Genomic DNA, 26,500 nt, shown 5'->3' with positions numbered 1-26,500 from the left:
CCTCTAGATAGAAAACTTACTCATAACTGATTTTACCAGATGCTAAAAAAACTATACTACAAATTGCCTCGCTAAGCTACTCCTCCATTTGAGTTAATTCTACTTGACATACATGTTAAGTTAAGAAATTAAGAAGGATGTAAGTGAACATTATAAATCAGAAAGTAGAAGGAAAGCATGCAGAAAATATGTATTCTAGTTGATTGAGAGAAAATGCTTTAACATCCCTCTTCAACAAAAAAGATCACTTTAATCTAAAAACAGCCCTGCAAAGTGCCCCTTATAAAGCTGCGAAAATCACGGGTTTTTCAAATTCGCTTTTCTTAACATTATCTCAACAAACTTATTCGGGGTAGATTTAAGTAGACCGCCGTCAGGAAAAATATATTTCAATTGAATCGATTGCGGGGTAAGATTTTCATGTCGTATTTGACGGTTCAGACAGATTTCCATTATCCACAAATCACCTGAAAAAGTCGCTTAAATAAGAAAATTCCCACCAGAGGAAAAAGAATCGATTAATCTAAAGAAGCCCGGCAAAGAGCCCCTTATAAAGCTGTAAAAAATCATGGGCTTTTCAATTTCACTTTTCTTAACATTATCTTAACAAACGTATTCGGGGTAGATTTAAGCAGACCGCTGTCAGGAAAAATATATTTTAACTGAAATTGGTAGATGGAAGGTTTCATTAGCTGTTTATTGGTCTAGTTTTGACAATTTATCATATTCTAAAACATTACTCAATAAAAAGATTCTCTTTGTTTTAAAAGATAAACTCCCGAGGTGCTTTTTTCAAATTTACAAAGACTCGAAAATCAAAGAAAAAAATAGCTTTTTCACATCAGTAACCTGATTTTGTTTAAAAAACCCGAAAGTGTTCTACATCTGTTATCAAAACTATCCAGAAATTCAAAAGAAAGTTCATCCAGAATAGTTATTAAGATTAATGTTATTGATAAGCAGATATCAAATTGTAACTTAACGCTTTTAGCTTCGAGGAGGAGAAATTTGTTCTGGGATGAAGTATATAAGGGCACGCCACCGTGGGATATTGATCATCCTCAGCCTGCTTTTCAGGCTCTGATAGAAAGTGGAGAAATCAGGCCTGGTCGAGCTCTGGACATAGGATGTGGCCGGGGTGAGAATGCGATAATGCTGGCTAAGAATGGTTGTGACGTCACAGGAATAGACCTTGCTAAAGACGCTATCTCCGATGCAAAGGCAAAGGCCATAGAGCGCCATGTTAAGGTAAATTTTATTGTAGGAAATGTACTGGAGATGGACCAGCTTTTCACGGAAGATGAGTTTGATATTGTTATTGACTCCGGCTTGTTTCATGTGATAACGGACGAAGAGAGGCTACTCTTTACTCGACATGTGCACAAAGTGCTCAAGGAAGGTGGCAAATACTTCATGTTGTGTTTCTCTGATAAGGAGCCGGGCGAATACGAGCTGCCAAGAAGAGCTTCAAAAGCTGAAATAGAGAGTACTTTTTCGCCTCTATTTAATATAATCTATATAAAAGACGTGATTTTCGATTCGCTGCTTAACCCTGGTCGCAGGCAAGCCTACCTTTTGTCGGCTACAAAAAGTTAATTAGAGCAAGAAAGTATTTTCTAAAAAACCGGTAAATTGTGAAATAGATCAGCTCTTAAAATTACTATTTCTAAAGCTGAAAAAATCACGGGTTTTTTCAATTTCACTTCTCTTAACTTTATCTTAACAAACGTATTAGGGGTAGATTTAAGCAGACCGCCGGCAGGAAAAATATATTTAAAGTGGATTAAAAAGAGTTTTCAAGTAAGAAATAAAATTATACAACTTCAGAACTGGTAGAGGATTTTTCAGCAATAGCCACGTACTCGGCAAAGGATTCTGATTCCGGAATAGGTAAATTGTCTTCCAGTAATCCCTGAACGTGCATTTCAATGGCTTCGTAGATATTTTTCTCTGCTTCTTCTCGGGTAGAGCCGGTAGCTACACAGCCCGGAAGGTCAGGAGAATATGCTGAATAATTGTTATTTGCTTTTTCGATTACAACGAGGAAACGGTGCATGATTTAGTCCTCTATTTTTAATTGAGCTTGTTTTAATATGCTGTTCAATGTTCCTGGAGCAAGATCATCTCCACTATGACCTGCAATTGTCACCCTACCTGGTTTAGCAGGATGTTTGTATTGCCGGTGGCTGCCTTTTGTTGCAACCAGATACCAGCCATCGGCTTCAAGATGTTTTATGACCTCACGTACTTTCATTTCAATCTGTCTTCATGGCTATTTAAATGTAATTCGAAAACTTGCAGAATCCGGGTAGGTAGAGTCCATTTCTTAATCTGATAACGATCCATTCATCAATAACTTCTTCCAGATTTCCACGGCATTCTTCCAGAGTCTTGCCTGTAGCCCATACACCCTCAAGTTCGGGAACTTCTCCATAATAGGGTTCTTCGTCATCGATTATTTCATATTTTGCCCTTTCAAGAGCTGCGTGGATGTACTGGATAAGCATGATTACACATTTCCGAACGTGGTATATCTAGTTTTATGCTGTTTAAATCTTATATAGATTCTGTGGAGCGGATGATTAAGTTTTGGTTTACTGTTGCTGATCGATGAATAAGATGCCTTTTTCTAAATCATGAAGATTTTTTCTTATCCATAACTCATCTGAAAAAACGTCACTTGAATCCGAAAAATCCCCCACGAAGAGAAAGAATCGCTTAATCTAAAGAAGCCCTGCAAAGTGCCCCTTATAAAGCTGCAAAAATCACGGGTTTTTCAATTTCGCTTTTCTTAACTTCATCTTAACAAATGTGTTCGGGGTAAATTTAAGCAGACCGCCGGCAGGAAAAATATATTTAAAATGAATTGAGTGAAAAAAGAAACTGTAATATCGGATAGCTTAGAAATTTGCCGATACCGATATATACTATGTATACATATCGGATATATAGAATTATGGCCAATACCGATACTTTTCTGATTCAAGAAGAACTTCTTGCACGAATAAATGAAAAAATGAAGCAGCTAAACTCCATGCGGCCCATTCCAGCAGATGCTTTAGGTAGGCTCCATGACGAGATGAGGTTAGTGCACACCTACCACTCGAACGCGATAGAAGGTAATACGCTAACACTCCAGGAAACAAAACTTGTCCTGGAAGAAGAGCTGACTATTGGCGGAAAATCGCTCAGAGAACATCTTGAGGCGACTAACAACGCAAAAGCTTTTGACCGGATGGGAGAGTTAGCAAAGAAAAAACGTGCGATAGACCATGTTATAATTCAGGAAATCCATGAAATTGTAACCAGAGGCATACTTGAGGATGCAGGTAGATACCGTACCAGAAACATAAGGATAACCGGCGCGGTAAAGGCTCCGCCCGATTGGTCGAAGATAGTAAAACTGATGGATGAACTTATCCAAAAGATAGCTGAGAGCAAGAAGCATCCCATTGAAACAGCTTCCTTCCTGCATCACAGGTTTGTAGAAATTCATCCATTCAGCGATGGAAACGGACGGGCAGCCCGGCTTCTCACAAACCTGTATTTGATTGCAAGGGATTATCCCCCTGTCGTGCTCAAAAAAGAGGACTGGGGAAAATATTACAAGTCACTTAGAGCCGCAGATTCTGGAAACCTGGAACCGTTTGCCAATTTCATTGCAAAAGCTGTAGATGAAAACCTGACCCTCTATCTCTCCATATCAGGAGGAAAGGATGAACTGATGCCTCTGAAAGAACTTGCCACGGAAACCCCTTATTCTCAAGAATACCTCAGTCTGCGAGCCAGACAGGGGCTTCTGGATGCAGTAAAAATAGGAAAAACATGGCACAGTTCAAAACATGCGGTTGAGAAATATCTATCCGAGCATGGGAAAAAAGATGTTTGATTTTCGTGTTCTTAACAAATCTATTAGAAAGAGATTTAGGCAGACCACCGGCAGGGAAAATGTGTTTCAATTGAATTGATTATGATGGAAGATTTTCATTGCCTGGACAGGCGGTTCAAAAACTGCTTTAATAACTTTTAACTCCAGAACAATCTCACTGGAGGAAAGGACAGAAACAGTTTTGTTTATTGTCATAGAAACTGTTCCCAGTACCTCGATGCTGTGACATAGCTTTCCCAGAGAATGAAATCGTCCCATTCTTCAAAATCTCCTTCCCCTGCTCTCGACTGGATTCTGTTTTCAAAAGCAGAAAAATCCATTCCATACTTCTGTTCCATTTCAGCTATCTTTTTGCCGTAGTAATCTATCTTTTGTTCAGCCTGGTCGTGAACAAGCCTCTTCAGGGCCTCCTGTTCGTCTTTATACAAACCTGCTTTTACCATGTCACTGATAGGTTCAAAGATTTTTCTGGGAACTTTCACATACTCAATAGCATCACCCAGGAGTACCACCTAATTATCATTTTGTTTTTCTTATCTTAAATGTGTTTGTTAGTCCAATCTCTCTGTTTTCCTCTCTTCTTGAGTTTTCACTTTTTGGCATGGCTAGTGAGGAAGTTTGATGGGAAATTAAGATAATAAGTTTTTAAAACTGCCCAATTTGATGTAAGAAAAGTTTAACTGGATCCAAAAAAAGTTAAACTCGCATGAAGCTCGCTTCAAAAAGGAGTATGCAGTTCGTCTTCTGAGAGGGATTCCAGGCAGGCCTGAATTGCTTCTTTAATATTCTCAATAGCTTCCTCTACAGTATCTCCCTGCGAAAAACAGCCAGGCAAACCGGGAAAGCTGGCAATAAATCCCCCTACTTCTTCGTCTTCCTCAAGGATAATTTTGAACCGCATAAAACCGATTTATAAGGCTTTTTGCTTAAATTCCTATGGGTGAAAGGATTGATACTGGATATATTTCATGAAAATGTAATACCTGAAAACTGCCTTCTTTAGTAATTATAAATACTACAACCGCAGAATACTATAACATATCAAAAGGGACCGGATAGAGCCTGAAAAAATGCTGGAAAACCGAAAAGACACTGAAATCTATATCAGAAAACTCCATGAAATGCTCCCGGAGCTTAAAGAAAAATACCACATTAGTTACCTGGGAATTTTCGGGTCCTACATTCGTGGAGAGCAGAAACCCGGAAGCGACCTGGACATACTCGTTGAGTTTTCCAGAACCCCTACTATTTTTAAATTTGTAAATCTCGAAAACTACCTTTCGGAGGCTCTTGGCGTTAAGGTAGACCTGGTTATGAAAGACGCGTTAAAGCCGAATATAGGCAAACATATCCTGAACGAAGTTGAAGCTGTCTGAAGAGGGATTAATATTCGCGAAGCAAAAGACTATGTCTGGGACATTTATGATGCAATGGAAGTAGCAGAAGAATTTGTCAGCGGCTGGACATATGAAGATTTTGCTGCCGACCGTAAAACCCAGTTTGCAGTAATCAGAGCTCTAGAAATCATTGGCGAAGCAACAAAGAATATCCCATATGAAGTGCGCGAAAAATATCCTTTTGTTCCGTGGAAAGATCTGGCAGGGATACGGGACAAATTAATCCACGCTTACTTTGGAGTGAACCTGAAAGTAGTCTGGCTATCCATCAAAGAAGGCATTCCAGAAGCAAAACCGGATATCAAGCGCATACTGGATGAAATGTAAATCAGAAAACCTCTCCCGGAGGAAAAGAATCGTTAGATCTAAAAAAGCCTTGCAAAGTGCCTCTTCTAAAGCTGCAAAAATCACGGGTTTTCAATTTCACTTTTCTTAACTTTATCTTAACAAACGTGTTCGGGATAGATTCAACCAAACCGCCGGCAGGAAAAATATATTTCGAATGAATTGGTGACAGAAGAAGATTTTCATTTAGTATTCATCTATCCAGTTTCAACCGGCTTTCTTTATCGTAAGCGATGTTTTTATGCAAGGAAGGAAAATCTAAATTATGGACTTCACAGGTACATGGCACATTTATGAAATGGAACTATGGGATGAGGACTATTTTAATATGGACGTTCAGGCTTATATTACGATAGAGCCAGACAACATGGGATATTTTCAATTTGGTTTAGTTTATGGTAATATAGACGGAAGGATCGTTGAATATGCTGATGGCAAAAGATTTGAATTTACCTGGGAAGGAAATGAAGAATGCGACCATGTTTTTGGTAGCGGCTGGGTAAAGATTAAAGAAAAAGACGTACTGGAAGGCGAGGTTAGATTTCATCTCGGAGACAGTTCTACTTTTTTAGCAAGGAGAGAAAAGTAATAAACTGAAGTCTTTAAATTCAACTTTTCTTAACTTCATCTTCACAAACGTATTCGGGGTAGATTTAAGCAGACAGAAGCAGACCGTCGGCAGGAGAAATATATTTTAACTGAATTAGCTATGGAAAAAGTACCCACTTTGTATTCAACAGCCCATATAAATGGTTTTCTTGATCCATTCGGTTCAGTGGAGGCGCATAGCGCCTTCCGCTGCAACCAGCTGGATGCTTTAGAACATGGCCGTTTGTGATTCAATAGAACTACTTCAAGGAAGAAGATTCCTTTCAGATGACTTCTTTTCGTCATCGACAGTCATCGGTTGAAGTTTCCTGATTGTCACTGGCACCGAGCTTGTACCAGACGATGTTTGAATCTGCCGGTGCAAGTTTCGTGGCATTGATGATGTGCGCTTGGAACGCGTACATCAAACTCTTTTGCTTATTTACAACGGGATTCCAGCCTCTTTGTATCAGGTCGAACACGGCGCTGAAACGACCATTGTTGGTCTTCTCGTTTATGGTAACGACTGAGCCATTCGGCCTTGTCATGTCTACACGAAGCTGCTGATCTTTGAAGTGCGGCTTGACGAAGCGATCCCACAAAATTTGGAAACAACACCACTTTTTTACATGATTAGCTTGTCGTGTGGATACGCCGTATATCATTCGGAGATACTGAACTATTCTGCGTCCTAAAATCAGTCTACAGATTCTGACAAGATTTCGAGAAGGCAAAACTGAACGAGCTGAGAACTGTTATTTCTCAACTTATACTGCCGGATTTTTTGCATGAGGCTGCCAATGCTGATCTCCTCTCTTGCGAGATTCGGGAAAAAGGGCGAAAGGATGATGCCGAAGAAGAGAACGAAAAACGAAGTTGTGCTGGAAATAGCCTGCATGACTCCCAGGGGCGCTAGAAGAAGCGTGTAGCGCACACCCAGCCACCCAGGTTAATCAATTCATTTGTTATATTCACAGAAAGCAAAGCTCCTGCATTGGCGTGATTCATCTCTGAAAATTGTTTGCGGTTTTTGGCAGCCAGCATTAAAATCACTCCAAACAATGCCTGGCCAAAGAAGTTCCAGAAGGTGAGGATCCAGAATTCGTCACGTACAGCAAAGAATTTGAAAATAAGCGAACTCAGCGAAATCTCCAAGGCACAAAAGAGCATCAAAATAACCACCTGTTTTTAACGTAGCCGGCGCCTTGCCCAAACCTTAAAGAAAGGATAACCGATCCGGCAATGATCAGCAAAACGCCGATGATTTGGGAATGAGAATTTGTTCTCCAAGGATGAAATATCTCAGGATAAGCCCGAAGAATCCTGCCGCCCGGAAGAATGGTGCGATCGTTGATGCCTCCTCTGTTTGCAATGCCTGGAGGTAGAAATAGATCACATTCATGTAAAGGATTCTCGAGGTTGCTATGACCACCATGGATTCATAGTCCAATGCAACTACGCCAGGCTGAAAAAACAGCAGTGTAAACAATACTGGTGTGTGAAGTTATTTAATTTTAAAAAACATGTATTCCAGAGAGGAAAATGGTAGACGCTTCTTTCTCATTGCTTCAAACAAATCCACAATTTGCAACCCTTATTTTAATTCTGGTGCTGTGGGAGCTCTTCTGGAAGGGTATAGCCCTGTGGAAGGCAGCACGAGAATCTCAACGATACTGGTTTATCGCTATACTCATTTTGAATACGGTAGGTATTTTACCTATCCTTTATATTTTCTTATTTAAGGAAGGAAAAAAGGGAATATGAATCAAGAAGACCAATTGCACATCTCACACCGATATTCAGAGATTTCGATACAACTTAAATATATTGTTTGCAAAGTCAGGGAGCCCCCGGTTACTACATAAATTACAAGCTTCTTTACCGTTTTTGTTTTCAAGTTTGATAATTTTCTTTTCTTTATCAATCCTTTATCTTTTTCAAATTATTTCTATCAAATCCGCATTTTTCAGCTTCTTCAGGAGTTAAAGCCAAAATCTTCTGCTTAATCTCTTCCTCATTAATGAAAACTTGAGCCCCAATAACATCTAAAGGCTGATCCTCAATGTCGTTGGCTTCTGTCCCTATGTAGACCAGACCATCAGCCCGAATATGTTTTCTCTCTAAAGTTCCAACGTCGCCATTAAATTTTGTTTCAATATTTTGATGGAGTGAAAGACAAAATTAAATGCAGTAAAAAAGCAATCGATAGGTTTGTTTTTGTTTGACTTCGTTAAGCGGGCTTATCTGCTTATCCTTAATAGCTATATGTTCAAAAGTGCCTGTAAATGTGCCTGTAAATCAAAGTTGCGCTGGCTCATCCCGCTGCAAGCAACAGGATATGTTCTCCCGTAAGGATTTTAAGTCTCAAAATTCCTGCAGTCTTTCAGTGCTCCTCTCTCCTGCATCTTAGGCTGTACCTTTTCCTGTTGTACAACGTGCCAGGCCTAATGAGATAAATGCCTCTCTTGTCCCAGAGCTTTTTATATGTGATGACTCTTCTTCCTCTGTAATTTCCTGGTGCTAGAGAGTTTCTTTTTGACTTATTGATTCACTCATGAGATAAAATTTGTTACATAGAAGTATACTCCTTCGATCCATTCACTTCTATCGCGCGCAATTTGATTATTCAAAACGTAGGCTTTGATTTCCTCAACCCTTTGATCCGTGAACCTTTTAGCTTCTTTCTGTTCCTTTTGTCTTATTTCTCTTCCCGTACCTATTTGTCTACCCACTCTTTTGTAGAAACCATTTAATGGTAGGTTATTATCAGGAACGGCATCCGGTATATTAGCCAGGAAAACTTCTACACCACACTTTATGGAGTTCATGATGGTTTTATTATCTTGGTCGGTTTCAGCAAAATAGATCACCATTTTATCATTCTTTAAGTAAAGATTAGGATTACTACGGTCTTCTACATTATTATTTACTAAAATTTTAAATGTACTTACATAAGACTTCCAGTCTACACGTTTTTCCGTCCAACTCCAGGTAATATGTTTTGCAATCTCAACTGCCTGCTGCTGTGTTTTGATATTAACAATGATTCTATCTGTTTCATTGCCCAAATCTATATTTGGATTTATTAAATGAAAATAATCACCTTCATCTAATCCATCCAACCTACGAAAATAATTAGCTAGAGTCCAATAATCACTAAAATCAAATGAATTTATCTTCTTTTGAGGTATCAATCCCGCATACAATAACTCGGGACTTAATACAAATTCTTTAGGATTTACTGGTTCGTTTATGTAGTCCTTTTTAGGACTTGTACTTAAAACATGATATATGGCGTTAGTTATATACTCGTTTAACTTTCCGGCTCTTCCATGATGGTCATAGACAATATCATAGACTTCCCCCAACATAAGTAAAGTTTCAATAATGTTAGCATCATTATGAGGTGCAGTTTGGGAGGAAAGATCTCTAAATTTTTTCCCATTGACACGCATATTATTACATATCAACTTCCTGCTTATCAATATTGAGGGTCTTTTTTAAGAGGGAAATGAATGCTTTCCAGAATTACCCCGTTTCTTTCGTCATCTGCAGCCCCGCCAGCAACCCCATCCCCCGATCAATACAAGCCCCTCTAGCAACTCCATCTCTCTGACCAATACAAAATGCCAACATCCCGATCACCCAGCCAAGAGCCTGCAACTCACTGCTCAGTCCCATGTGCGAGATGCTTTTCTGGGTGCTCCGCAGGCTACGCAGTCCATCAGAAAAGAAGAATTCAATCTTTTGCATGCATTGTAAGTAATTCCTTTCGATCTTGGAACACTTCTTCAAGAGCCCTCAAAAAATCCTCATGATCCTCAAATGTAAGATACGTTTCTTTTTCTTTCATATGGGGACCTATCTTCCCGGAATATTTTAAAAAATTAGTTCGAAAGTAGATGATAAAGTTTTGAGTTTCTATTCTCAAGTCTCTACCTGAGATCCAACCCTTCCATTAAGAGGAAATCCTATTATCCTTAATTTAGACACTTTATCAGTACTTTTTATTTCGTGTCAACACATTTATTTTTGTGACGACAAATTAAATAGCCTACACATACTCCTTTAACAAAACCAATTAAACCGGCGCCCATAACAACGCAAAAAGCTATTTTTTCAACTTTTTTGCACACTCTTTTAACCCCATCCATCGATACACCTCTATTATTTTAATTTTCGATTAAGTTTTTCTTTATTTCACGTGTTCTAATATTATAATGCTAGATGCGTAAATACATTTTGTTATGCTTGGCATATTGCTGAGATCTGCGCGCCAACAAAAAATGAGACATATTTTTGAATTGTAAACATATTCTCAGAATTCATTATATCTCAATAAGCCCTTTCGATCTTGGAGATGCTCCCCTTAACCTTGAAGCCCACATTGCAAGATGGAGTCTATGAGGAAATAAAAAACCACACCCGTAGAAGTTGCGGATACTGTAGGAGCAGGAGATGCTTTTTCTGCCGGATTCCGTATGCTTTTTCAGGGTACGGAGTTTCAAAAGCCGCTTTAGTTGACAGCGTGCTTGGGATTTTCGTACGCGACTGTAGAATGACAGTAATCCGGTTTTTAAGATGAAAATTTGTATAACTGTTAAATTATTTTCGTCCAATACAAGATAGAAAGAGTTAATTATACATCAAGTATCTGTAAAAACAAAATTATAAATTCTATCGTAAAATATCATTAGTAGATAAATTAGATTCGAGTTTAGTAACCATGAGTGAATATTTTCATTAATTGTGAATCCCCACTCTAAGTTATAATGAGAGAGTGCCGAAACTGGCACCCCTATCTGGAAAAGGAGAATGGAAACAAGTTTCGGTGGTAAATACATATGAGTGACAACCAGACCCCTGAGCAGAAAGCCAGAAATGAAATTGATAAAAAACTAAATAATGCTGGCTGGATTGTGCAGAAAAAAAGCAAGATAGAGTGGAGTGCTTCAAGGGGTATTGCGGTTAAGGAATATTTGACTGACGTAGGACCTGCTGATTATGTGCTGTTTGTTGATAAAAAGCCAGTCGGGATAATTGAGGCAAAAAGAGACGAGGAAGGCCACCGATTAACTGCCGTAGAAGAACAATCATCCGAGTATGCTTCAAGTAAGCTAAAATACCTTAACAATGACCCCCTTCCTTTTGTATATGAAAGTACAGGGGAAATTACACGGTTCACAGATTTTCGCGACCCCAAACCGAGGTCAAGACCTGTTTTTTCTTTTTTCAGCCCGGAAACTTTTGATGAATACTTAAAAAAGAAACCCCTGCGGGAAAGGCTGCTCGACATTCCTGAACTCCTTACCGACGGGCTGCGGGACTGCCAGATAACAGCGATCTCAAAGCTTGAAAAGTCCTTTAAGGACAACCGCCCGAGAGCTCTTGTCCAGATGGCTACAGGTTCCGGAAAGACCTATACTGCCATAACCTTCATTTACCGATTACTGAAATTTGCGGATGCAAAAAAGGTGCTCTTCCTTGTTGATACCAAAAACCTTGGTGAACAGGCAGAACAGGAATTCATGGCCTATGTACCCAATGACGATAACCGCAAATTTACCGAGCTGTATAATGTGCAGCGCCTGCGTTCCAGTTATATCTCTTCGGACAGTCAGGTGTGCATTTCCACAATCCAGCGGATTTACTCCATCCTGAAGGGCGAAGAGCTGGACGAGAAAATTGAAGAAGAAAATCCTGCCGAGAGGGGTTGGCAGCCAAGGGAGCCGCTTCCGGTTGTGTATAATGAAAAGGTTCCCGTTGAAGAATTTGATTTTATCGTCATAGACGAGTGCCACCGTTCTATATACAATCTGTGGCAGCAGGTGCTGGACTATTTCGATGCTTTTCTAATAGGCCTGACAGCAACACCGGACAAACGCACTTTCGGGTTTTTCAATGAAAACGTTGTTAGCGAGTACAGCCATGAAGATGCTGTTGCAGATGGCGTGAATGTGGGTTATGATGTGTATACCATTGAGACTGAAATCAGCAAAAACGGGGCAAAGATTGCTGCAAAGGAATTTGTGGACAAGCGGGAAAAGCTTACCCGCAAAAAACGCTGGGAACAGCTTGATGAAGAGTTCAACTATGATGCCCGGAAACTGGACCGGGACGTGGTCAACCCAAGCCAGATACGGCATGTGATACGGACTTTTAAGGAAAAGCTGACTGAGATCTTCCCCGGTAGAAAGGAAGTCCCGAAAACCCTGATTTTTGCCAAGAACGACAGCCATGCCGATGATATTATCAATGTAGTCAGGGAAGAGTTTGCGGAAGGCAATGCTTTTTGCAAGAAAGTGACCTATAAAGCCGAAGAAGACCCAAAATCAATATTATCAGCTTTCCGCAATGAATACGACCCCAGAATAGCAGTTACAGTGGACATGATCGCCACGGGCACGGATGTCAAGCCGCTGGAATGCCTGCTTTTCATGAGGGACGTCAAAAGCCGGAACTATTTCGAGCAGATGAAGGGCAGAGGCACGCGGACCCTGGGCTACGATGACCTGAAAAAAGTGACTCCTTCAGCAGTTTCGGACAAGACGCATTTTGTGGTTGTGGACGCAGTTGGCGTTACAAAAACGATGAAAACCGACAGCCGGCCTCTGGAGCGTAAGAAAAGCACATCTCTGAAAGACCTGCTTGCAGCAGTGACTTTTGGCGCACAGGACGAAGACCTTTATGTTTCCCTGGCTAACAGGCTGGCAAGGCTGGACCGGCAGCTAAGCGATGATGAAAGAGTCACCTTTGCGGAAAAAGCGAACGGAAAGACCATCAACCAGACTGTCAGGGACCTGCTCTATGCGTATAACCCTGATATTATCGACCTCCACGCCTCCGAAATCAAACAGCTCCATCCGGAAATTCAGGACGCTGAGGCAAAGAAAAAGGCACAGGAAAAGCTGATTGATATTGCCAGGTCCACTTTTTCCGGCGAGCTGAACGAGTACATCGAAAACGTCCGCAGAGTCCATGAACAGATTATCGATACAGTGAACACCGACACCGTCCACAGGGCCGAGTGGGACAAAGACGCTGTGGTAAGGGCAGATGAGCTGGTCAGCGACTTTAAGACATATCTGGAAGCTAATAAGGAAGAGATCACAGCCCTGAGAATTTTCTACAACCAGCCTTACCAGCGCAGGGAAGTCACCTTTACGATGATAAAAGAAGTGCTGGACAAACTGAAACTCGAAAAACCCCACTTTGCCCCTTTCAGGATCTGGAAGGCTTACGAACAGCTCGAAAAGGTGAACGGAAACTCCCCGAAAAACGAACTCACGGCTCTCGTCTCCTTAATCCGCAGGATAACCGAAATCGATCCCGTACTGACCCCATACGACCAGACCGTGAACCGCAACTTCCAGGACTGGGTATTCAAAAAACAGGCTGGAACCCTTAAGTTCAGTGAAGACCAGATGAAATGGCTCCGTATGATTAAAGATTATGTTGCAACAAGCTTCCATCTGGAAATCGAGGACCTTGATTACACCCCCTTTGATGCTCTTGGCGGGCGCGGCAGGATGTACCAGCTTTTCGGGGACGAGATGAATACGGTTATCAGTGAATTGAATGAGGCACTGTCAGCATGAAAATGAAATGAGAAGAACGGGTTGGATGAAAATTTGGGTGATGGCCGGATGAAAAGTGGGGTGAAAAGTTCTGATACATAATTCAACGAGGCACTGGCGGCGTGAGTATGAATAGTTGGATAGAGGAGATTATTGAAGCTGGAGAAGGGTATCACATCGAGTTTAAAGAATCTCTTGATAAATCGTTTATCGAGGAGGTTTGTGCTTTTGCCAATTCCAGTGGAGGTAAGGTTATCCTCGGAGTTTCCGATAAAGGAATTATAAAGGGAATAAATACCGATAATAATTTTAGATCGAGAATTCAGGACTCCCTCAGACAATTGCAGCCCAATCTTAATGTTGGCATAGAAATCAAAGATAACCTTATCATAGTTGATGTACTGGACGGAAACGACAAACCTTACGCCTGTTCCAGAGGGTTCTTTATTCGAAACGGGGCAAATTCCCAGAAACTTACCCGCAATGAGATTATCGAGTTTTTCCAGAAAGAGGGCAGGGTCCATTTTGATGAGCTGAAAAACGATAAAGCGGTTTTTGAATCAGATTTTGATGAAAAGGCATTTGAAACCTTCCTTAATCTGGCAGGAATCACCCATTCTATTGACAGAATGACTTTGCTCAAAAATCTAGATTGCATAACTGAGGATGGAAAATTTACCAATGCCGGAGTTTTGTTCTTTGCCAGAGACATCGATTTTCTGTTAAATCATGCAATTGTTGTCTGTGTTTTGTATAAGGGAACGGAAAAAGTGAATATCCTTGATAAGAAGGATTTCAAGGGAAATATTGTTGAAAACATTAACAATGCAATTCTTTTCGTCAAAAGGCACACAAATGTGCAGTATAAGATTGAGAAATTGCAGCGGGAAGAGATCCCCGATATTCCGGATGTAGCCCTCAGGGAAGCCATTATTAACGCTGTCTGTCACCGTGACTATTTTGACAAAAGCGGAAACGTACTTATCGAGGTTTTTGATGACAGAGTTGAGATCTCCAATCCCGGCGGACTGCCAAGCGGCCTGAAACCTTCGGATTTCGGACGCAAGAGCGTTGCCCGCAATCCGCTTATTGCATCCCTCTTAAACCGCATAAATTACATCGAAAAGGTCGGCACCGGAATAAACCGGATTAAACAGGCTGTGGCTGAAAATGAAAGGTCCTCGGTGGAGTTCTCTTTTGATAGTGGTTTTTCCGTCATTTTCCGAAGGTTGAAAGCAATTTCTGAAATTGAGTTAAGTGAAGGTTCGGAGAAAAGTTCGGAGAAAAGTTCGGAGAAAAGTTCGGAGAAAATACTCCACTTTATCTCAGAAAATAAATACATTTCTGCTCAGGAACTAGCCACACTATTAGGGATTAGTTCGCGTGCAGTTGAAAAACAGATTGCAAATCTCAAAGACAAAGGACTTTTAAAAAGGATAGGTCCAGATAAAGGTGGCTATTGGGAAGTTAATCTGGAAAACAGAGAACTTAACTCCTGAGAGTAAATTGGGTGAAAAGTTGGGTGAAAAGTTGGGTGAAAAGTTGGGTGAAAAGTTGGGTGAAAAGTTGGGTGAAAATACTCCGGCTCGTGAACGATGTTATTAACAAGTAAAAGAGGCTTTGACTGATTAAGATGAAAACGATTAAATCTTTAACTGAAGCCGAAATTTCTGAATTACCAAAGCTTCCCGAGGGATGGGTATGGATTAGACTTGATTCCGCCGGAGAGCTATTCTGTGGTCAATCCCCTTCAATTGCAGAAGTGAATCAAGAAAAGCGCGGTGTTCCCTATGTTACTGGTCCTGAGCAATGGGATGGGAGTAAAATTAAAGAAACAAAGTGGACTGAATTTCCTAAACGTTTAGTACCAGAGGGTTGCATTTTTATTACTGTCAAAGGAGCTGGCGTTGGAAAAATATTTCCAGGTGTTTCTTGTGCAATTGGCCGTGATATTTATGCCTTTTTGCCATCTTCTAAAGTTGATTTCAAATATACACTTCACGCTATAAAACATCAAATTGATGTGTTGATAATGAAAGCTCAGGGTGATATACCTGGCTTGTCAAAAAATCATATTCTTGATCATGTTATTGGATTATGTTCATTAGAGGAACAACGCGCCATAGTCTTCAAAATCGAACAACTCTTCAGCGAACTGGACAACGGCATTGCCAACCTCAAACTGGCACAGGAACAGCTCAAAGTTTATCGGCAGGCGGTGCTGAAGAAAGCATTTGAAGGGGAGCTTACGAAAAAATGGCGGGAGCAGCAAGTGGATTTGCCGGATGCGGGGGAGTTGCTGGAACGAATCAGGAAAGAGAGAGAAGAAGTTGCAAAGGATACCGGCAAAAAGGTGAAAATAATTAAACCTCCTACTAATGCGGAATTGGTAGAGTTACCAATGATACCAAAAGAATGGATGTGGGTAAAGTTGGATTACCTTGGGGATTTGGGGAGAGGGAAATCAAAACATAGACCAAGAAATGACAAAACACTTTTCGGAGGGAAATACCCTTTTATTCAAACCGGTGAGGTAAAAGCAGCCAATCATACTATCAAATCTTTTGAAAAAACATACTCCGATGTTGGGTTAGCTCAAAGCAAGTTATGGCCAAAAGGAACATTATGCATTACAATTGCTGCAAATATTGCTGAAACTGCTTTTCTTGGTTTTGAGGGATGTTTTCCCGACAGTATCGTTGGTTTTACAGCTATAGAAAGTTTAGTTGGTAAAGAATACGTGTACTATTTTTTTAAGGCTAATCAATCAAAAATTGAATCATTCGCACCAGCAACTGCCCAGAAAAATATCAATTTAAACATCTTGGAAAATCTTTTAATTCCTCTTTGTTCTCTTCCCGAACAACAAGATATCGTTCAGGAAATCGAAACCCGCCTTTCAGTCTGCGATAAGATAGAGCAGGATATTGAAACAAATCTGGAAAAAGCCGAAGCACTGCGGCAGAGTATTTTGAAAAAAGCGTTTGAGGGGAAATTGCTCAATGAAAGGGAACTGGAAGAGGTTCGTGGGGCAGAGGATTGGGAACCGGCTGAGGTTTTGCTGGAGAGAGTAAAGTCGGAAAGAGCAAGAAAATAATTATCGAGTGATCTAAACCGGAAGTAGTTCTTATGAGAGAAGATGAGATCAAAAAAGGTATCCAGCTAGTATGTGATACATCTAAAGAGATATCCAAACTTTATGAGGATAAAAATGCCTTAATCGAAAAACTCAATAGTCTATCTAATGAGGATCTGGCTCCACTAGATTATGAGTATAGATCGAAATCAGGGCCGGTTACAGATCTACGTAAAGATGTGTTAAAATATCTGCTAGATGGGAATAAACTGGATGAACAAACATTTGATGAGTTTATTCTTAAACATCGTACCGGAAATGAAGGGAAATTTGTAGCGTATCAAAAGCCATTTTCTATATTTCATCCATTCATTACTTCTTACGGGCACAAATCGGTCAGGGAATTTATAGAGCAATTCATAAATGAGATAATCGAACGATTACAGTTAAAAGGAAAAGTTAATCAAAAGTTTGTCGACTTTCAGGGCGCCAGATATTCAGGGACCGATAGATTATGGTTGGCAATTTATAACAGTAAACACAAATCACAGTCTACAGCAATACAGCTTTTTGTCAATTTTCTAGATGGGAAGATTGAGTATGGTGTTTATCATCATCCTAATAATTATATAAAAGGGCCAGAAGAAAGAGATTCTTCCAATTTTGACTTTGAAGCATTAATTTCTCTTTTTGAAGAAAATAAAGAATTGGTCCTGAAAGATGGGCCTGAAGAAAATATATTAACTGTGCCGTCAGCAGGTGAAAATAATCAAGACATATTAACGATTCCATTAGAAGGTAAAAAACTGTATAAAATGTCTCATGGGGAATTTAAAGCTAAAAAATATGCAAGTATTCTTAATACATTTAAACAAAATAACTGGGCTGTTCTTCATGAAACTACTAAAAAGGGTCAAGCTGAGAGATTTAAAAATGGACTACATGTGGGTGATTACTTATATATCACTGTAGGCGGGGATGAACTTTTTGCAATAGCAAAAGTCAAATCCGACTCATGGGAATATGTTCCAGAATATATTATAAATGAGAAGAATTGGCTCTACAGAGAAGTAGAATACATTAAAACTGCAATAAAGACAAATCCGTATGAGTTGAAAGAACAAAGAAAATTTTTCTACCCCAGCGCAAATAGTACTTTATTTGAAATTACTCCTGAAAATCTCAACGAAGCAAATGAGAATCTTTTTAAGCCTTATTTTGGAGTGGAGTTTGTTTCAGATAATAAAGACCCTCCCGAAATAAATGTAAAATTTCCAAAGTTCCCCTGCAACATCATATTATATGGGCCTCCGGGTACTGGAAAGACATACAATACGATCGACCTCTCAGTTGAAATTATAACTGGAAATAAAGCAAGTCACCAGGAAAATAAAAAAGTATTTGATGTTCTGAGGGAAGAAGGACAAATTGAGTTTATTACTTTTCATCAAAACTACAGTTATGAAGACTTCATGATTGGCATTCGGCCTGACCTTGATGAAGCTTCAACTTTGAAATTCCGGCGCAAAGAAGGCATATTCTACAGGATTTGTAAAAGGGCAAAGCAGAATTATCTGCAATCTCTGGATCAGCCAGAAGTTCCCTTGGAGAGATATGTTCTCATAATTGATGAAATCAACAGAGCCAATATCTCAAAAGTATTTGGAGAGCTCATCACATTGTTAGAGGAAGATAAACGCCTCGGGGCTAAAAACGAACTGAGGCTCAGTATCCCTGGGGAAGAAACAGGTTTTGGAATCCCGCCTAATGTTTACGTCATAGGAACCATGAATACCGCCGACAAATCAATAGCAATGATTGATATCGCATTGCGAAGGCGCTTTGAATTCCAGGGTTATTTCCCTGATTACAGTAAAGTAGACGGGCTCAGCGGAGAGATTCTGAGATACATCAATAATGAGATATATAACCGTAAGAAGTCTGCAGATTACTTAATTGGCCACGGGTATTTCATGAACGGTGACGAACCTCCGGAAACTTCCAAAGTGCTTCAGAACAAAGTGATACCCCTGCTTATGGAATATTTCTCTGGCAAAACAGAGATTGTCGAAGAAATATTCAAAGGGAGTAAATGGTTCGTTAAGTACGATACTGAGAAATATGGCTGGGAAATCAAACCGCAGATCAAGCAGTAAATTAAACGGTAATCATGAATACTACATTCGAATACGGCAGGCAGTTTGTCGTTGATAACCGTAAAGATCTTGAATCGTATTTATGCTCCTTATGGAAAGAGTATAAAGAAATCTGGCCAGCCCAGCATGAAGATGAAAATCCGGATTCAGGCTCAAATTCAGGTTCAAGTTCAAAATATCAGCCTTTCCTGAGTTTTGACGGAAACTTCGCCAGAGCAAGGAATTACATCGGGTTCATTCACTTTGAAAACTCTAATATTGAAATATATCCAAAGGTTTTTCAAAACGAGCTTAAAGAGCCTGAAACAAGAAAAATCAAAGAGCTGATGCACCGCCATTTATTCTACTGGTTCAGTTACTGTAGAAAAGTAAAGTTCCCGTTTAATCAGGCATCTCTTGACCGTTTCGATTTTGAACTACCTGAGTTAATTCTGTATTTATTCGCAAAACAGATTTGTGAAGTAATCAGCCTTCGGCCTTATTCTGCTTATGAAGAGGTACAGGAAGCTTTGTTCACGCCCAGAGGGAGAATAAACTTTGACCGGTATGCGGCCAGAATGTCCTGCGGAAATTACCATATGATTGACTGCGACTATGAGCCGTTCATATTTGATAACCTGTTAAACCGGACAATCAAATACTGTACCAGGTTAATGCTCTCTAAAACCAGGGTCATCGAAACACAGAGAATCCTGAATGAAATCATCTTTATGCTGGACGAAGTGGATGACCGGGTCTGTTCCGTACAGCAGCTCCAGACTATCCGGATACCTTCGATGTATAGCGATTACGAAGATGTAATTCAGATCTGCTGCATGATACTGAAAAATCAGGTGTATTCTTATCAGGAGTATGAGTTCAAAAACTGGAGCTTGCTATTTCCGATGGAATATATTTTTGAAGATTTTATCTCGGGCTACATCCGGAAACACTTCAGTAATACATTCAAAGTGGAGCCTCAGAAGTCAGACCTTTACCTGCATACCAGCCCGAATACGTTTAATCTTCAACACGACATCCTGCTCACAAATAAAAAAACAGAAGAGCAGATAATTATTGACACCAAATACAAGCCGAGGTGGAACCTGGAAAAATGCGATTCAAAGAAAGGAATAGCTCAAACTGATATGTATCAAATGATTAGCTATGCCTACAGGCGGGGAACAGATAAAGTACTGCTTATCTATCCGAATACCTCTGATAAGCCGGCAGATGATTCTGTGTTTTTGATTTATAAAGGAACTAAGGATGAAACTATCAAAATCAAAGCTGTAGATGTTCCTTTCTGGTCACTTGATGGTCACTTATCTGTTGAAAAAAAGCTAAAAGCTGAATTAAGAAGTATATTATCTGATGAGTTCTGAACTTTGATTTGTAAAATGATTACTCCTGTTGCTGGTGAGAAAACTGAGGGTGCAATTGAGGGTGCAATTGAGGGTGCAATTGAAGGAGCAATTGAGGGAGCAGGAAACAAAAATGCAAACTACAGAGTCAAAGGATATCGCCTGTTGATTAATGATACTGTAAGTGATACCGTAAATGATACCGTAAATGATACCGTAAATGATACCGTAAATGATACCATAGATTACCCCCTCAAGCTACCCCTCAAGCTACCCCTCAAGCTACCCCCCAAGTTACCGAGCAAGTTACCGCGTAAGCTACCGCGCAAGCCGGCAATAGATATTGAAAATCAAGTTTCGTAAGGAAGCAAAAACAAAAATATTATTCCAAACCCAAGAGTCCAAACCATGTCTGAAAACACCTCATCCATCGTTTCCAAAGTCTGGAGCTTCTGCAACGTCCTGAGGGACGGGGGCGTGAGCTACGGAGATTATCTGGAGCAGTTGACCTACCTCATATTCCTGAAAATGGCGGAAGAGTACAGGAAGCCGCCGTACAACAGGGATATAGGCATCCCGGAGAAATACACCTGGGATAATCTGAAACAGCAGCGTGGGGCTGAACTCGATACCCGCTACAAAGAGCTGTTAGAAGAACTCGGGCAAAAGCCGGGGATGCTCGGGCAGATCTTCCTCAAAGCCCAGAATAAGGTCAGCGACCCTGCCATGCTCTACAAGATCATTGATATGATCGACAAGGAAAGCTGGGTCATGATGGGTGTGGACACAAAAGGAGAGATTTACGAAGGGCTCCTGCAGAAGAACGCCGAAGATACGAAAAGCGGAGCCGGGCAGTATTTCACCCCGAGGCCGCTCATCAAGGTAATGGTGCAGTGCCTCCGGCCCGAGCCCATGAAAACAATAGGGGATCCCTGCTGCGGCACAGGCGGGTTCTTTTTAGCAGCCTACGACTTCCTGACATCAAATTACCGGCTGGACCGGGAGCAGAGCCGCTTCCTGAAAAACAAAACCTTTGGCGGAAATGAAATCGTTGCCGGGACCAGGCGGCTTGCTTTAATGAACATGTTCCTGCACAACATCGGGGAAATAGACGGGGAGCCCATGATCTCCAATTCCGATGCACTCATAGCCGATCCGGGCTACCGTTACGATTACATCCTCACAAACCCGCCTTTTGGAAAGAAAAGCAGCATGACCTTCACAAACGAAGAAGGCGAGCAGGAAAAAGAAGACCTCACATACAACCGCCAGGACTTCTGGACAAGCACAAGCAACAAGCAGCTCAACTTTTTGCAGCACATCCATACGATCCTCAAGACCGGCGGGCAGGCAGCGGTGGTACTGCCGGACAATGTTCTTTTTGAAGGCGGAGCAGGAGAGACCATCCGCAAAAAACTTCTCGAAACTACCGACCTGCACACAATCCTGCGCCTGCCGACAGGCATTTTCTATGCAAATGGTGTAAAGGCGAACGTGCTTTTCTTTGAAGCAAAACCCGCATCAAAAAACCCCTGGACAAAAGAAGTCTGGATCTACGATTACCGCACCAATGTGCATCACACCTTGAAGAAAAACCCTATGAAATATTCCGATCTGGAAGACTTTATTAAATGTTACAACCCTGAAATCCACTTCAGCCGCAAAGAAACCTGGAGTGAAGAAGCTACAGAAGGCAGGTTCAGGAAATTCAGCTATGATGAAATTGTAGCAAGGGATAAGACGAACCTGGACATCTTCTGGCTCAAAGACAAAAGCCTCGCTGACCTCGATAACCTTCCTGACCCTGATATTCTCGCAAATGAGATAATTGAGAATATGGAGGCTTCACTGGCAAGTTTCAAAGAAATAATGGCTACAATTAACGGTGAAGATGAAGGGAATTGAAATATCAATTTCTTCTTTTTTCCCTGCCATATAATGGGCTAACCCCCCTGACCTTAAAGAGCAGGGTAGGCCCAAGAAGTCTGTATATCTCCATAACCCACACCGTGATTCATCCTGCTAAAAAACTCGCGATCGGATCACAGGAAACAAGTATATAGTAACGGACCAGTAAACAAAAAACAAGATTAATATCTATAGAGTGGAATCTACTGAATATTATGATAAAGTCCTCTTTTAGCAGCACGGAGTTGGCTAAAAATTATCCCCAAAAATAAAAAAATCAAAATTCTGTCAGTTTTACTAACAGTACTTATTATCACAGCCTTATCCCTGTTCACATATTCTCAAATTACCTCTGATTATTGTACGGACACCATACCCCCAGGCAACATCATTGCTATCTATCAGGCAGACTACACATATGGGGACCTTAATGCAGTTTATGTCAGAGGGGCCGGATTGAATATCGATCCCGAGAACTATGATCGGATGATAGCATACGAAGACATACCTGATATTGCTTCAATGGATGGGGTTGAAAACGTAATTCTTTATGATACCGGTTATTTAGATCCCATTATTTATACAGCTGCAAGCGAAGGCAGATTACCGGATAAATTGAATCTCATTGCAGTGCCTGAAGCTATAGCACAGGATTACCTTAATCAGACTGTTATTCCCTACGGGACAGAAGACCTGGAAGAAGGCAGGCTTCCTCGGGACGGAGCCCACGAAATTACAATTTCAAAGAAATTGCTGGAAAAGCACTTTGCATACACCGATGAAATGCTGACCCGGACAATCGGCAGCAAGGTAAACTATGAAAATGAAACCTATACCATCGTGGGCATAAACAGCTATGATATCTGTTACATCTCCTTTGACGCAAAAAGAAACTACGGACTCTATCAGTATGATGCGGAAGCTTTTAATGAATTTGTAATAAGAAATATCGACTACAAGAAAACGAATGAATATTTTCATCCGGAATATGTAAATGAAATCTTTATCTTTACAGCGGACGGCTCGGAAAAGTCGGTGCTGGACAGGCTTTTTCAAGAATATCCTGCTGAAAATTACATTTCCGGCGAATATGTTTCCGTATGGAAAAAGACATTTAACGGAAGTGTTCTGCGAAAAATAATCGTCATCGATAGTATTTGTGTTGCCTGGCTGGGCGTTCTCCTTGTGCTCTTAAACAAAAAGCCCGTTTCAAAAGTATAAAATAGAACCTCGTACAAAAGTTGTATAACAGGGTCAGACTAGAATAAATGTAATATCCTGAAAGAAATCTGAAGGAAGTCTGAAGAGGAGAATAAGAAGAGAATAAGAGGAGAATAAGAGGAGAATAAATCATGCAGAGAAACTCAGAGGAAAAAGAATGAAAAAAAGATATGAAAAACCGAATACTCTGACAGCAGGACTTTACCTAACAGGCTTCATAATATGCGGTTATTTCATCGTTAAATTCATTCTGACCTTATGAACTGCTTTTTTACGACCTCATCAGGGCTTTTCTCTTTCAATATTTTCATGACTTTTAACTCAATATTACCAGAGTTCTTCTCTTCCGATCTCAGCAGAGTTTTTTTCTTCCGATCTCAGCAGAGTTTTTTTCTTCCACACTTTCAGAGTTCTTCATTTCCAATCAATTTTTTCGACAGGTAATAAGCAAGAACGAACCCTATTGCCAGGCCCAGGATTTCAATTACATGGCTTTGCAGAAAATCAAGGTGGAAAGAGGCTTCAAACATATCCAGAAGGTGTTCCAGTCCGATATAATCCCTGGATTCTCTGGGAAAACTCCAGCCGAAAAGGGGCCAGAGGAAAGTTTGAGGATCGAACCACATCTGGTCTTCAAAGAGATGTAAGAAGGAGCCGGCCGTAAGAGAGAGACCCCGGATGTCCCTGTTTCTTTGGTATATGTACAAACCTATCATAAAGAGAAGAAGGGAAAAAAGCAGGGTATGACCTATAATGCGGCCACTTGAAAAAGTTGAAGCAAAGATTATTTCGCCTATCGGCTTGTCTATCAAATCGGGCAGGATAGCTCCGATTGCCAGATAGCGCGGATCTATGATAGTCCTCAACCTAGGTATGAAAATCCCAAGCCCGAAAAATATACCGAGCGTAACGCCCAGGTGTCCAAAGAGAAGCATCGGAAACCAGACTGTCCTTTTTTATTAAAATATATCCTGTTTGTATATAAACTTTCATTTAATAGAAGCTAAATTTAAAGCTTTAAAAAGTAAAAGAAAATTTAAATTCCTCCAATTCTTCAGGTCTGCAAATTATAAAAGTCTGACCGTAAAAGTCTGACCGTCATTAAAAGGGGATTCCCCAGAGAGGGTACCATTTTTCCACGCTTTTTTCGACAGGCATTTCCCTTTCCATTGCGGATCTGAGCCTGAACTCAAATGGACTGTCCCTCTGCCTGTTGGAAAGCGGAATAAAGGGGTAGTAAGTCCCCTGTTTAAAGTTATAGATCCAGTAAACTGCTTTTCCGGCTCCTGTTTTTGTCCCGTGCCCGGCTGTTCCTGCTTCAGGCTCACTGTCAAACCTGTAAATGGCACAGAGGATCTGCTCACCAAAGCCGCGGTCTTCGAGGGTCTGGCTTACGAGGTAGATATTTGCAACCAGGTCTTCGAAATCAGGGTCCCTGAAAATAGCCCAGAGGAAATCGAACTCGTCTTTTTCCATCCTGAACTCGGTTTGTGTTTCCTTTGAGCTGTTCTCCAGAAGCTCTTCGATCTCATTTCTGGCGGATTCATAGGATGTAGCTCCTATCGACTTGAAACAGATTCCTGCGTATCCTGAGGGTTTTAAGCCCAGACTGCTTTCAAGGGTAATCCTGGCTGTTGAGATTGCAAAAAGTTTGTCACTTTTTGCTTTCGGAAGCCTGCTACGGCCCATGACCGCATCCATAAAATCCCGCAAACCCATTTTAACCTATCTCCTCTGAAAACCATATCATTTGTTGAATATCTTCCTGTCTGTTATTCTTAGCTTCCTGTCTGTTATTCTTAGCTTCCTATCTGTTGTTCTTAGCTTCCTGTCTGTTATTCTTAGCTTCCTGTCTGTTATTCTTAGCTTCCTATCTGTTGTTCTTAGCTTCCTGTCTGTTATTCTTAGCTTCCTGTCTGTTATTCTTAGCTTCCTATCTGTTGTTCTTAGCTTCCTGTCTGTTATTCTTAGCTTCCTATCTGTTATTTTTAGCTCCCTGTCTGTTATTCGATTCATATTCTTCTTGTCTTTTAATGCTTTTCCTGTTTAACTCATTTCCTTCTGCATCTTTTCAAGCTGGGCTAACCTCTTTTCCACGGAGGGGTGAGTGGAAAAGATGTCCATGAACGAAGAGCCCGAGATTGCGGGGATAATGAAGAAGGCATTCATGCCCTCGACCTTCCTGAGGTCCTCACTCGGCACTCTATCCATAAGCCCGCTTATCTTCATCAGGGCAGAAGCAAGGTTTGCAGGCTGCCCGGTGATGATTGCCGATCCCCTGTCTGCGGCAAATTCCCTGTAGCGGGAAAGGGCACGGATCAGCAGGAAACTGACAACCCAGACTGCAATTGAGACCAGCCAGACAAGTAAAATGCCTCCGCCGTCCCGCCGCCTGTCTCCTCCCATGCCTCCAAAATAGAGACTGTAGCGGACAATGTAGAAAGCTATGGTTGAGATAAAACTGGCAATTGTCAGGACAGCCATATCCCTGTTCTTTACATGGCTCAGTTCGTGGGCAAGCACTGCCTCAAGTTCGGCAGGCGTGAGTTTGTCCATAATCCCTGTTGTGACCGCAACAACGGCTTTATTCGGGCTCCTGCCCGTGGCAAAAGCATTCGGCACCCGGGTCTGGACAATTGCTATCTGCGGTTTAGGGATGTCGGCTATTACACACAGCCTGGTGACCATATCATGCAGCTGCGGGGCTTCGCTTTCGGAGACAATATGCGCCCCTGTTGTCCAGAGTACCATTTTGTCCGAATAGAAGTACTGAATGCCCATGAATGCACCTACAAAAAGCAGCATAAACACTGGCGGGGTCCCGCTGTACGAGAGAAAAGCTAGGAAGAAGAGGTAAACTGCCGCCAGAAGGAACATAGTAAAGAGCATCCGTCCCTGAAGTCCCAGGTCCCGTTCCCATTTTCTTTTCATATGCTATTGCTCCTGCCTACTATGATAGGCTTATAAGGCAGATACGAAATAAGTATCTGATAAATTTTC

General features: G+C 41.0%; 30 protein-coding genes. 14 read left to right on the top strand and 16 right to left on the bottom strand.

Going from position 1 to position 26,500, the window contains the following annotated elements; all coding sequences use genetic code 11:
* The first annotated feature begins 855 nt into the window (after window positions 1-855).
* Window positions 856-1,596 (top strand): class I SAM-dependent methyltransferase, encoded by a 741-nt coding sequence (locus MA_RS11105; RefSeq protein ID WP_226990826.1) that lies wholly within the window; start codon window positions 856-858, stop codon window positions 1,594-1,596.
* 217 nt (window positions 1,597-1,813) lie between these two features.
* On the opposite strand, the gene MA_RS11100 is transcribed toward MA_RS11105, so the two are convergent.
* From MA_RS11100 to MA_RS11090, 3 genes are read right to left on the bottom strand one after another with little or no spacing between them, the layout of a single operon-like run.
* Window positions 1,814-2,056: a type II toxin-antitoxin system HicB family antitoxin gene (locus tag MA_RS11100; protein ID WP_011022122.1), complete on the bottom strand. Its 243-nt coding sequence runs from the start codon at window positions 2,054-2,056 to the stop codon at window positions 1,814-1,816.
* A gap of 3 nt (window positions 2,057-2,059) precedes the next feature.
* On the bottom strand, window positions 2,060-2,254 hold the full coding sequence (locus MA_RS11095; protein WP_011022121.1) for a type II toxin-antitoxin system HicA family toxin: 195 nt from the start codon (window positions 2,252-2,254) through the stop codon (window positions 2,060-2,062).
* 22 nt (window positions 2,255-2,276) lie between these two features.
* Entirely contained in the window at window positions 2,277-2,507 is a 231-nt protein-coding gene (locus tag MA_RS11090) for a type II toxin-antitoxin system HicB family antitoxin (RefSeq protein ID WP_011022120.1), read from the bottom strand.
* 449 nt (window positions 2,508-2,956) lie between these two features.
* On the opposite strand from MA_RS11090, the gene MA_RS11085 reads away from it, so the two are divergent.
* A complete protein-coding gene (locus tag MA_RS11085; protein ID WP_052279153.1) occupies window positions 2,957-3,889 on the top strand; it encodes a Fic family protein in 933 nt (310 codons plus the stop codon).
* A 66-nt stretch (window positions 3,890-3,955) separates the two neighbouring features.
* Here MA_RS11085 and MA_RS29385 read toward each other — a convergent pair whose 3' ends face one another.
* The 3 genes from MA_RS29385 to MA_RS11075 form a co-directional block, all read right to left on the bottom strand.
* Window positions 3,956-4,084, bottom strand: a complete 129-nt coding sequence (locus MA_RS29385; protein WP_282680062.1) for a hypothetical protein — start codon at window positions 4,082-4,084, stop codon at window positions 3,956-3,958.
* Complete coding sequence (locus MA_RS11080; protein ID WP_011022118.1) at window positions 4,081-4,401, bottom strand: hypothetical protein; 321 nt, start codon at window positions 4,399-4,401, stop codon at window positions 4,081-4,083. The genes MA_RS29385 and MA_RS11080 overlap by 4 nt, the downstream gene beginning before the upstream one ends.
* 206 nt (window positions 4,402-4,607) lie before the next feature.
* Entirely contained in the window at window positions 4,608-4,790 is a 183-nt protein-coding gene (locus MA_RS11075) for a type II toxin-antitoxin system HicB family antitoxin (protein WP_048065315.1), read from the bottom strand.
* A gap of 169 nt (window positions 4,791-4,959) precedes the next feature.
* Between MA_RS11075 and MA_RS11070 the strand changes: the two genes are divergently transcribed.
* The 3 genes from MA_RS11070 (at window position 4,960) to MA_RS11060 (ending at window position 6,220) form a co-directional block, all read left to right on the top strand.
* Window positions 4,960-5,265, top strand: coding sequence for a nucleotidyltransferase family protein (locus MA_RS11070; protein ID WP_011022117.1), 306 nt, complete (start codon window positions 4,960-4,962; stop codon window positions 5,263-5,265).
* A 54-nt stretch (window positions 5,266-5,319) separates the two neighbouring features.
* Window positions 5,320-5,613, top strand: coding sequence for a HepT-like ribonuclease domain-containing protein (locus tag MA_RS11065; protein ID WP_011022116.1), 294 nt, complete (start codon window positions 5,320-5,322; stop codon window positions 5,611-5,613).
* A gap of 283 nt (window positions 5,614-5,896) precedes the next feature.
* Window positions 5,897-6,220, top strand: a complete 324-nt coding sequence (locus MA_RS11060) for a hypothetical protein (protein ID WP_011022115.1) — start codon at window positions 5,897-5,899, stop codon at window positions 6,218-6,220.
* A gap of 301 nt (window positions 6,221-6,521) precedes the next feature.
* On the opposite strand, the gene MA_RS29380 is transcribed toward MA_RS11060, so the two are convergent.
* From MA_RS29380 to MA_RS26880, 3 genes are all read right to left on the bottom strand, one after another.
* Window positions 6,522-6,644 carry a hypothetical protein gene (locus tag MA_RS29380; protein ID WP_281085353.1) on the bottom strand — a complete coding sequence of 41 codons (123 nt, stop codon included), beginning with the start codon at window positions 6,642-6,644 and terminating at the stop codon, window positions 6,522-6,524.
* 487 nt (window positions 6,645-7,131) lie between these two features.
* On the bottom strand, window positions 7,132-7,389 hold the full coding sequence (locus MA_RS11045) for a hypothetical protein (RefSeq protein ID WP_048065312.1): 258 nt from the start codon (window positions 7,387-7,389) through the stop codon (window positions 7,132-7,134).
* A 76-nt stretch (window positions 7,390-7,465) separates the two neighbouring features.
* The gene (locus tag MA_RS26880; RefSeq protein ID WP_157860179.1) at window positions 7,466-7,654 is read right to left on the bottom strand and encodes a hypothetical protein; all 189 of its coding nucleotides are present in this window, start codon (window positions 7,652-7,654) and stop codon (window positions 7,466-7,468) included.
* Between the two features lie 107 nt (window positions 7,655-7,761).
* Here MA_RS26880 and MA_RS11040 point away from each other — a divergent pair, with 107 nt between their 5' ends.
* Window positions 7,762-7,983 carry a DUF5652 family protein gene (locus MA_RS11040; protein WP_048065311.1) on the top strand — a complete coding sequence of 74 codons (222 nt, stop codon included), beginning with the start codon at window positions 7,762-7,764 and terminating at the stop codon, window positions 7,981-7,983.
* A gap of 788 nt (window positions 7,984-8,771) precedes the next feature.
* Here the strand turns inward: MA_RS11040 and MA_RS11035 are convergent.
* The 3 genes from MA_RS11035 to MA_RS26875 all read right to left on the bottom strand — a co-directional run bounded on the left by MA_RS11035 (window position 8,772) and on the right by MA_RS26875 (window position 10,373).
* A complete protein-coding gene (locus MA_RS11035) occupies window positions 8,772-9,674 on the bottom strand; it encodes a hypothetical protein (protein ID WP_048065310.1) in 903 nt (300 codons plus the stop codon).
* A gap of 73 nt (window positions 9,675-9,747) precedes the next feature.
* Window positions 9,748-9,972, bottom strand: coding sequence for a hypothetical protein (locus MA_RS11030; protein WP_011022109.1), 225 nt, complete (start codon window positions 9,970-9,972; stop codon window positions 9,748-9,750).
* A 254-nt stretch (window positions 9,973-10,226) separates the two neighbouring features.
* Window positions 10,227-10,373, bottom strand: coding sequence for a hypothetical protein (locus tag MA_RS26875; RefSeq protein ID WP_157860178.1), 147 nt, complete (start codon window positions 10,371-10,373; stop codon window positions 10,227-10,229).
* A 690-nt stretch (window positions 10,374-11,063) separates the two neighbouring features.
* On the opposite strand from MA_RS26875, the gene MA_RS11015 reads away from it, so the two are divergent.
* The 8 genes from MA_RS11015 (at window position 11,064) to MA_RS10980 (ending at window position 23,500) form a co-directional block, all read left to right on the top strand.
* Window positions 11,064-13,817, top strand: coding sequence for a type I restriction-modification enzyme R subunit C-terminal domain-containing protein (locus tag MA_RS11015; protein ID WP_011022108.1), 2,754 nt, complete (start codon window positions 11,064-11,066; stop codon window positions 13,815-13,817).
* A gap of 107 nt (window positions 13,818-13,924) precedes the next feature.
* Entirely contained in the window at window positions 13,925-15,295 is a 1,371-nt protein-coding gene (locus tag MA_RS11010; protein ID WP_048065307.1) for an AlbA family DNA-binding domain-containing protein, read from the top strand.
* 134 nt (window positions 15,296-15,429) lie between these two features.
* On the top strand, window positions 15,430-16,893 hold the full coding sequence (locus tag MA_RS25475) for a restriction endonuclease subunit S (protein WP_011022106.1): 1,464 nt from the start codon (window positions 15,430-15,432) through the stop codon (window positions 16,891-16,893).
* Between the two features lie 32 nt (window positions 16,894-16,925).
* On the top strand, window positions 16,926-19,028 hold the full coding sequence (locus MA_RS11000; protein ID WP_011022105.1) for an McrB family protein: 2,103 nt from the start codon (window positions 16,926-16,928) through the stop codon (window positions 19,026-19,028).
* A gap of 14 nt (window positions 19,029-19,042) precedes the next feature.
* Window positions 19,043-20,392, top strand: coding sequence for an McrC family protein (locus MA_RS10995; RefSeq protein WP_011022104.1), 1,350 nt, complete (start codon window positions 19,043-19,045; stop codon window positions 20,390-20,392).
* Between the two features lie 3 nt (window positions 20,393-20,395).
* Window positions 20,396-20,734 (top strand): hypothetical protein, encoded by a 339-nt coding sequence (locus tag MA_RS27915; protein WP_011022103.1) that lies wholly within the window; start codon window positions 20,396-20,398, stop codon window positions 20,732-20,734.
* Window positions 20,735-20,779: 45 nt separating this feature from the next.
* Entirely contained in the window at window positions 20,780-22,276 is a 1,497-nt protein-coding gene (locus MA_RS10985; protein ID WP_011022102.1) for an HsdM family class I SAM-dependent methyltransferase, read from the top strand.
* A 258-nt stretch (window positions 22,277-22,534) separates the two neighbouring features.
* Window positions 22,535-23,500: an ABC transporter permease gene (locus tag MA_RS10980; protein WP_342636676.1), complete on the top strand. Its 966-nt coding sequence runs from the start codon at window positions 22,535-22,537 to the stop codon at window positions 23,498-23,500.
* 404 nt (window positions 23,501-23,904) lie between these two features.
* Here MA_RS10980 and MA_RS10975 read toward each other — a convergent pair whose 3' ends face one another.
* From MA_RS10975 to htpX, 4 genes are all read right to left on the bottom strand, one after another.
* Window positions 23,905-24,435, bottom strand: coding sequence for a metal-dependent hydrolase (locus tag MA_RS10975; protein ID WP_011022100.1), 531 nt, complete (start codon window positions 24,433-24,435; stop codon window positions 23,905-23,907).
* Window positions 24,436-24,601: 166 nt separating this feature from the next.
* A complete protein-coding gene (locus MA_RS10970; protein WP_011022099.1) occupies window positions 24,602-25,219 on the bottom strand; it encodes a PspA-associated protein PspAB in 618 nt (205 codons plus the stop codon).
* 27 nt (window positions 25,220-25,246) lie between these two features.
* Window positions 25,247-25,516, bottom strand: a complete 270-nt coding sequence (locus MA_RS10965; RefSeq protein ID WP_048065305.1) for a hypothetical protein — start codon at window positions 25,514-25,516, stop codon at window positions 25,247-25,249.
* Between the two features lie 30 nt (window positions 25,517-25,546).
* Window positions 25,547-26,431: a zinc metalloprotease HtpX gene (htpX, locus tag MA_RS10960; protein WP_011022098.1), complete on the bottom strand. Its 885-nt coding sequence runs from the start codon at window positions 26,429-26,431 to the stop codon at window positions 25,547-25,549.
* Window positions 26,432-26,500 lie beyond the last annotated feature (69 nt).

Origin of the sequence: Methanosarcina acetivorans C2A (assembly GCF_000007345.1) — an archaeon.
Classification (GTDB): Archaea; Halobacteriota; Methanosarcinia; order Methanosarcinales; family Methanosarcinaceae; genus Methanosarcina; species Methanosarcina acetivorans.
The sequence above is the reverse complement of the archived record's forward strand: the minus strand, read 5'-3'. Positions and strand labels throughout refer to the sequence as shown.

Bases quoted from the DNA above. Each gene is read 5' to 3' on its own strand.
- MA_RS26880 (WP_157860179.1), bottom strand. From the start codon at position 7,654: ATGGTGGTCATAGCAACCTCGAGAATCCTTTACATGAATGTGATCTAT.
- MA_RS11085 (WP_052279153.1), top strand. From the start codon at position 2,957: ATGGCCAATACCGATACTTTTCTGATTCAAGAAGAACTTCTTGCACGA.
- MA_RS29380 (WP_281085353.1), bottom strand. From the start codon at position 6,644: ATGTACGCGTTCCAAGCGCACATCATCAATGCCACGAAACTTGCACCG.
- MA_RS10985 (WP_011022102.1), top strand. From the start codon at position 20,780: ATGTCTGAAAACACCTCATCCATCGTTTCCAAAGTCTGGAGCTTCTGC.
- MA_RS10970 (WP_011022099.1), bottom strand. From the start codon at position 25,219: ATGGGTTTGCGGGATTTTATGGATGCGGTCATGGGCCGTAGCAGGCTT.
- MA_RS11070 (WP_011022117.1), top strand. From the start codon at position 4,960: ATGCTGGAAAACCGAAAAGACACTGAAATCTATATCAGAAAACTCCAT.
- MA_RS11090 (WP_011022120.1), bottom strand. From the start codon at position 2,507: ATGCTTATCCAGTACATCCACGCAGCTCTTGAAAGGGCAAAATATGAA.
- MA_RS25475 (WP_011022106.1), top strand. From the start codon at position 15,430: ATGAAAACGATTAAATCTTTAACTGAAGCCGAAATTTCTGAATTACCA.
- MA_RS11060 (WP_011022115.1), top strand. From the start codon at position 5,897: ATGGACTTCACAGGTACATGGCACATTTATGAAATGGAACTATGGGAT.
- MA_RS11075 (WP_048065315.1), bottom strand. From the start codon at position 4,790: ATGCGGTTCAAAATTATCCTTGAGGAAGACGAAGAAGTAGGGGGATTT.
- htpX (WP_011022098.1), bottom strand. From the start codon at position 26,431: ATGAAAAGAAAATGGGAACGGGACCTGGGACTTCAGGGACGGATGCTC.
- MA_RS11000 (WP_011022105.1), top strand. From the start codon at position 16,926: ATGAGAGAAGATGAGATCAAAAAAGGTATCCAGCTAGTATGTGATACA.
- MA_RS11065 (WP_011022116.1), top strand. From the start codon at position 5,320: ATGGAAGTAGCAGAAGAATTTGTCAGCGGCTGGACATATGAAGATTTT.
- MA_RS11100 (WP_011022122.1), bottom strand. From the start codon at position 2,056: ATGCACCGTTTCCTCGTTGTAATCGAAAAAGCAAATAACAATTATTCA.
- MA_RS10965 (WP_048065305.1), bottom strand. From the start codon at position 25,516: ATGAATCGAATAACAGACAGGGAGCTAAAAATAACAGATAGGAAGCTA.
- MA_RS26875 (WP_157860178.1), bottom strand. From the start codon at position 10,373: ATGGATGGGGTTAAAAGAGTGTGCAAAAAAGTTGAAAAAATAGCTTTT.
- MA_RS11015 (WP_011022108.1), top strand. From the start codon at position 11,064: ATGAGTGACAACCAGACCCCTGAGCAGAAAGCCAGAAATGAAATTGAT.
- MA_RS11045 (WP_048065312.1), bottom strand. From the start codon at position 7,389: ATGCTCTTTTGTGCCTTGGAGATTTCGCTGAGTTCGCTTATTTTCAAA.
- MA_RS29385 (WP_282680062.1), bottom strand. From the start codon at position 4,084: ATGACAATAAACAAAACTGTTTCTGTCCTTTCCTCCAGTGAGATTGTT.
- MA_RS11010 (WP_048065307.1), top strand. From the start codon at position 13,925: ATGAATAGTTGGATAGAGGAGATTATTGAAGCTGGAGAAGGGTATCAC.
- MA_RS11095 (WP_011022121.1), bottom strand. From the start codon at position 2,254: ATGAAAGTACGTGAGGTCATAAAACATCTTGAAGCCGATGGCTGGTAT.
- MA_RS10995 (WP_011022104.1), top strand. From the start codon at position 19,043: ATGAATACTACATTCGAATACGGCAGGCAGTTTGTCGTTGATAACCGT.
- MA_RS11040 (WP_048065311.1), top strand. From the start codon at position 7,762: ATGGTAGACGCTTCTTTCTCATTGCTTCAAACAAATCCACAATTTGCA.
- MA_RS11030 (WP_011022109.1), bottom strand. From the start codon at position 9,972: ATGCAAAAGATTGAATTCTTCTTTTCTGATGGACTGCGTAGCCTGCGG.
- MA_RS10975 (WP_011022100.1), bottom strand. From the start codon at position 24,435: ATGCTTCTCTTTGGACACCTGGGCGTTACGCTCGGTATATTTTTCGGG.
- MA_RS11035 (WP_048065310.1), bottom strand. From the start codon at position 9,674: ATGCGTGTCAATGGGAAAAAATTTAGAGATCTTTCCTCCCAAACTGCA.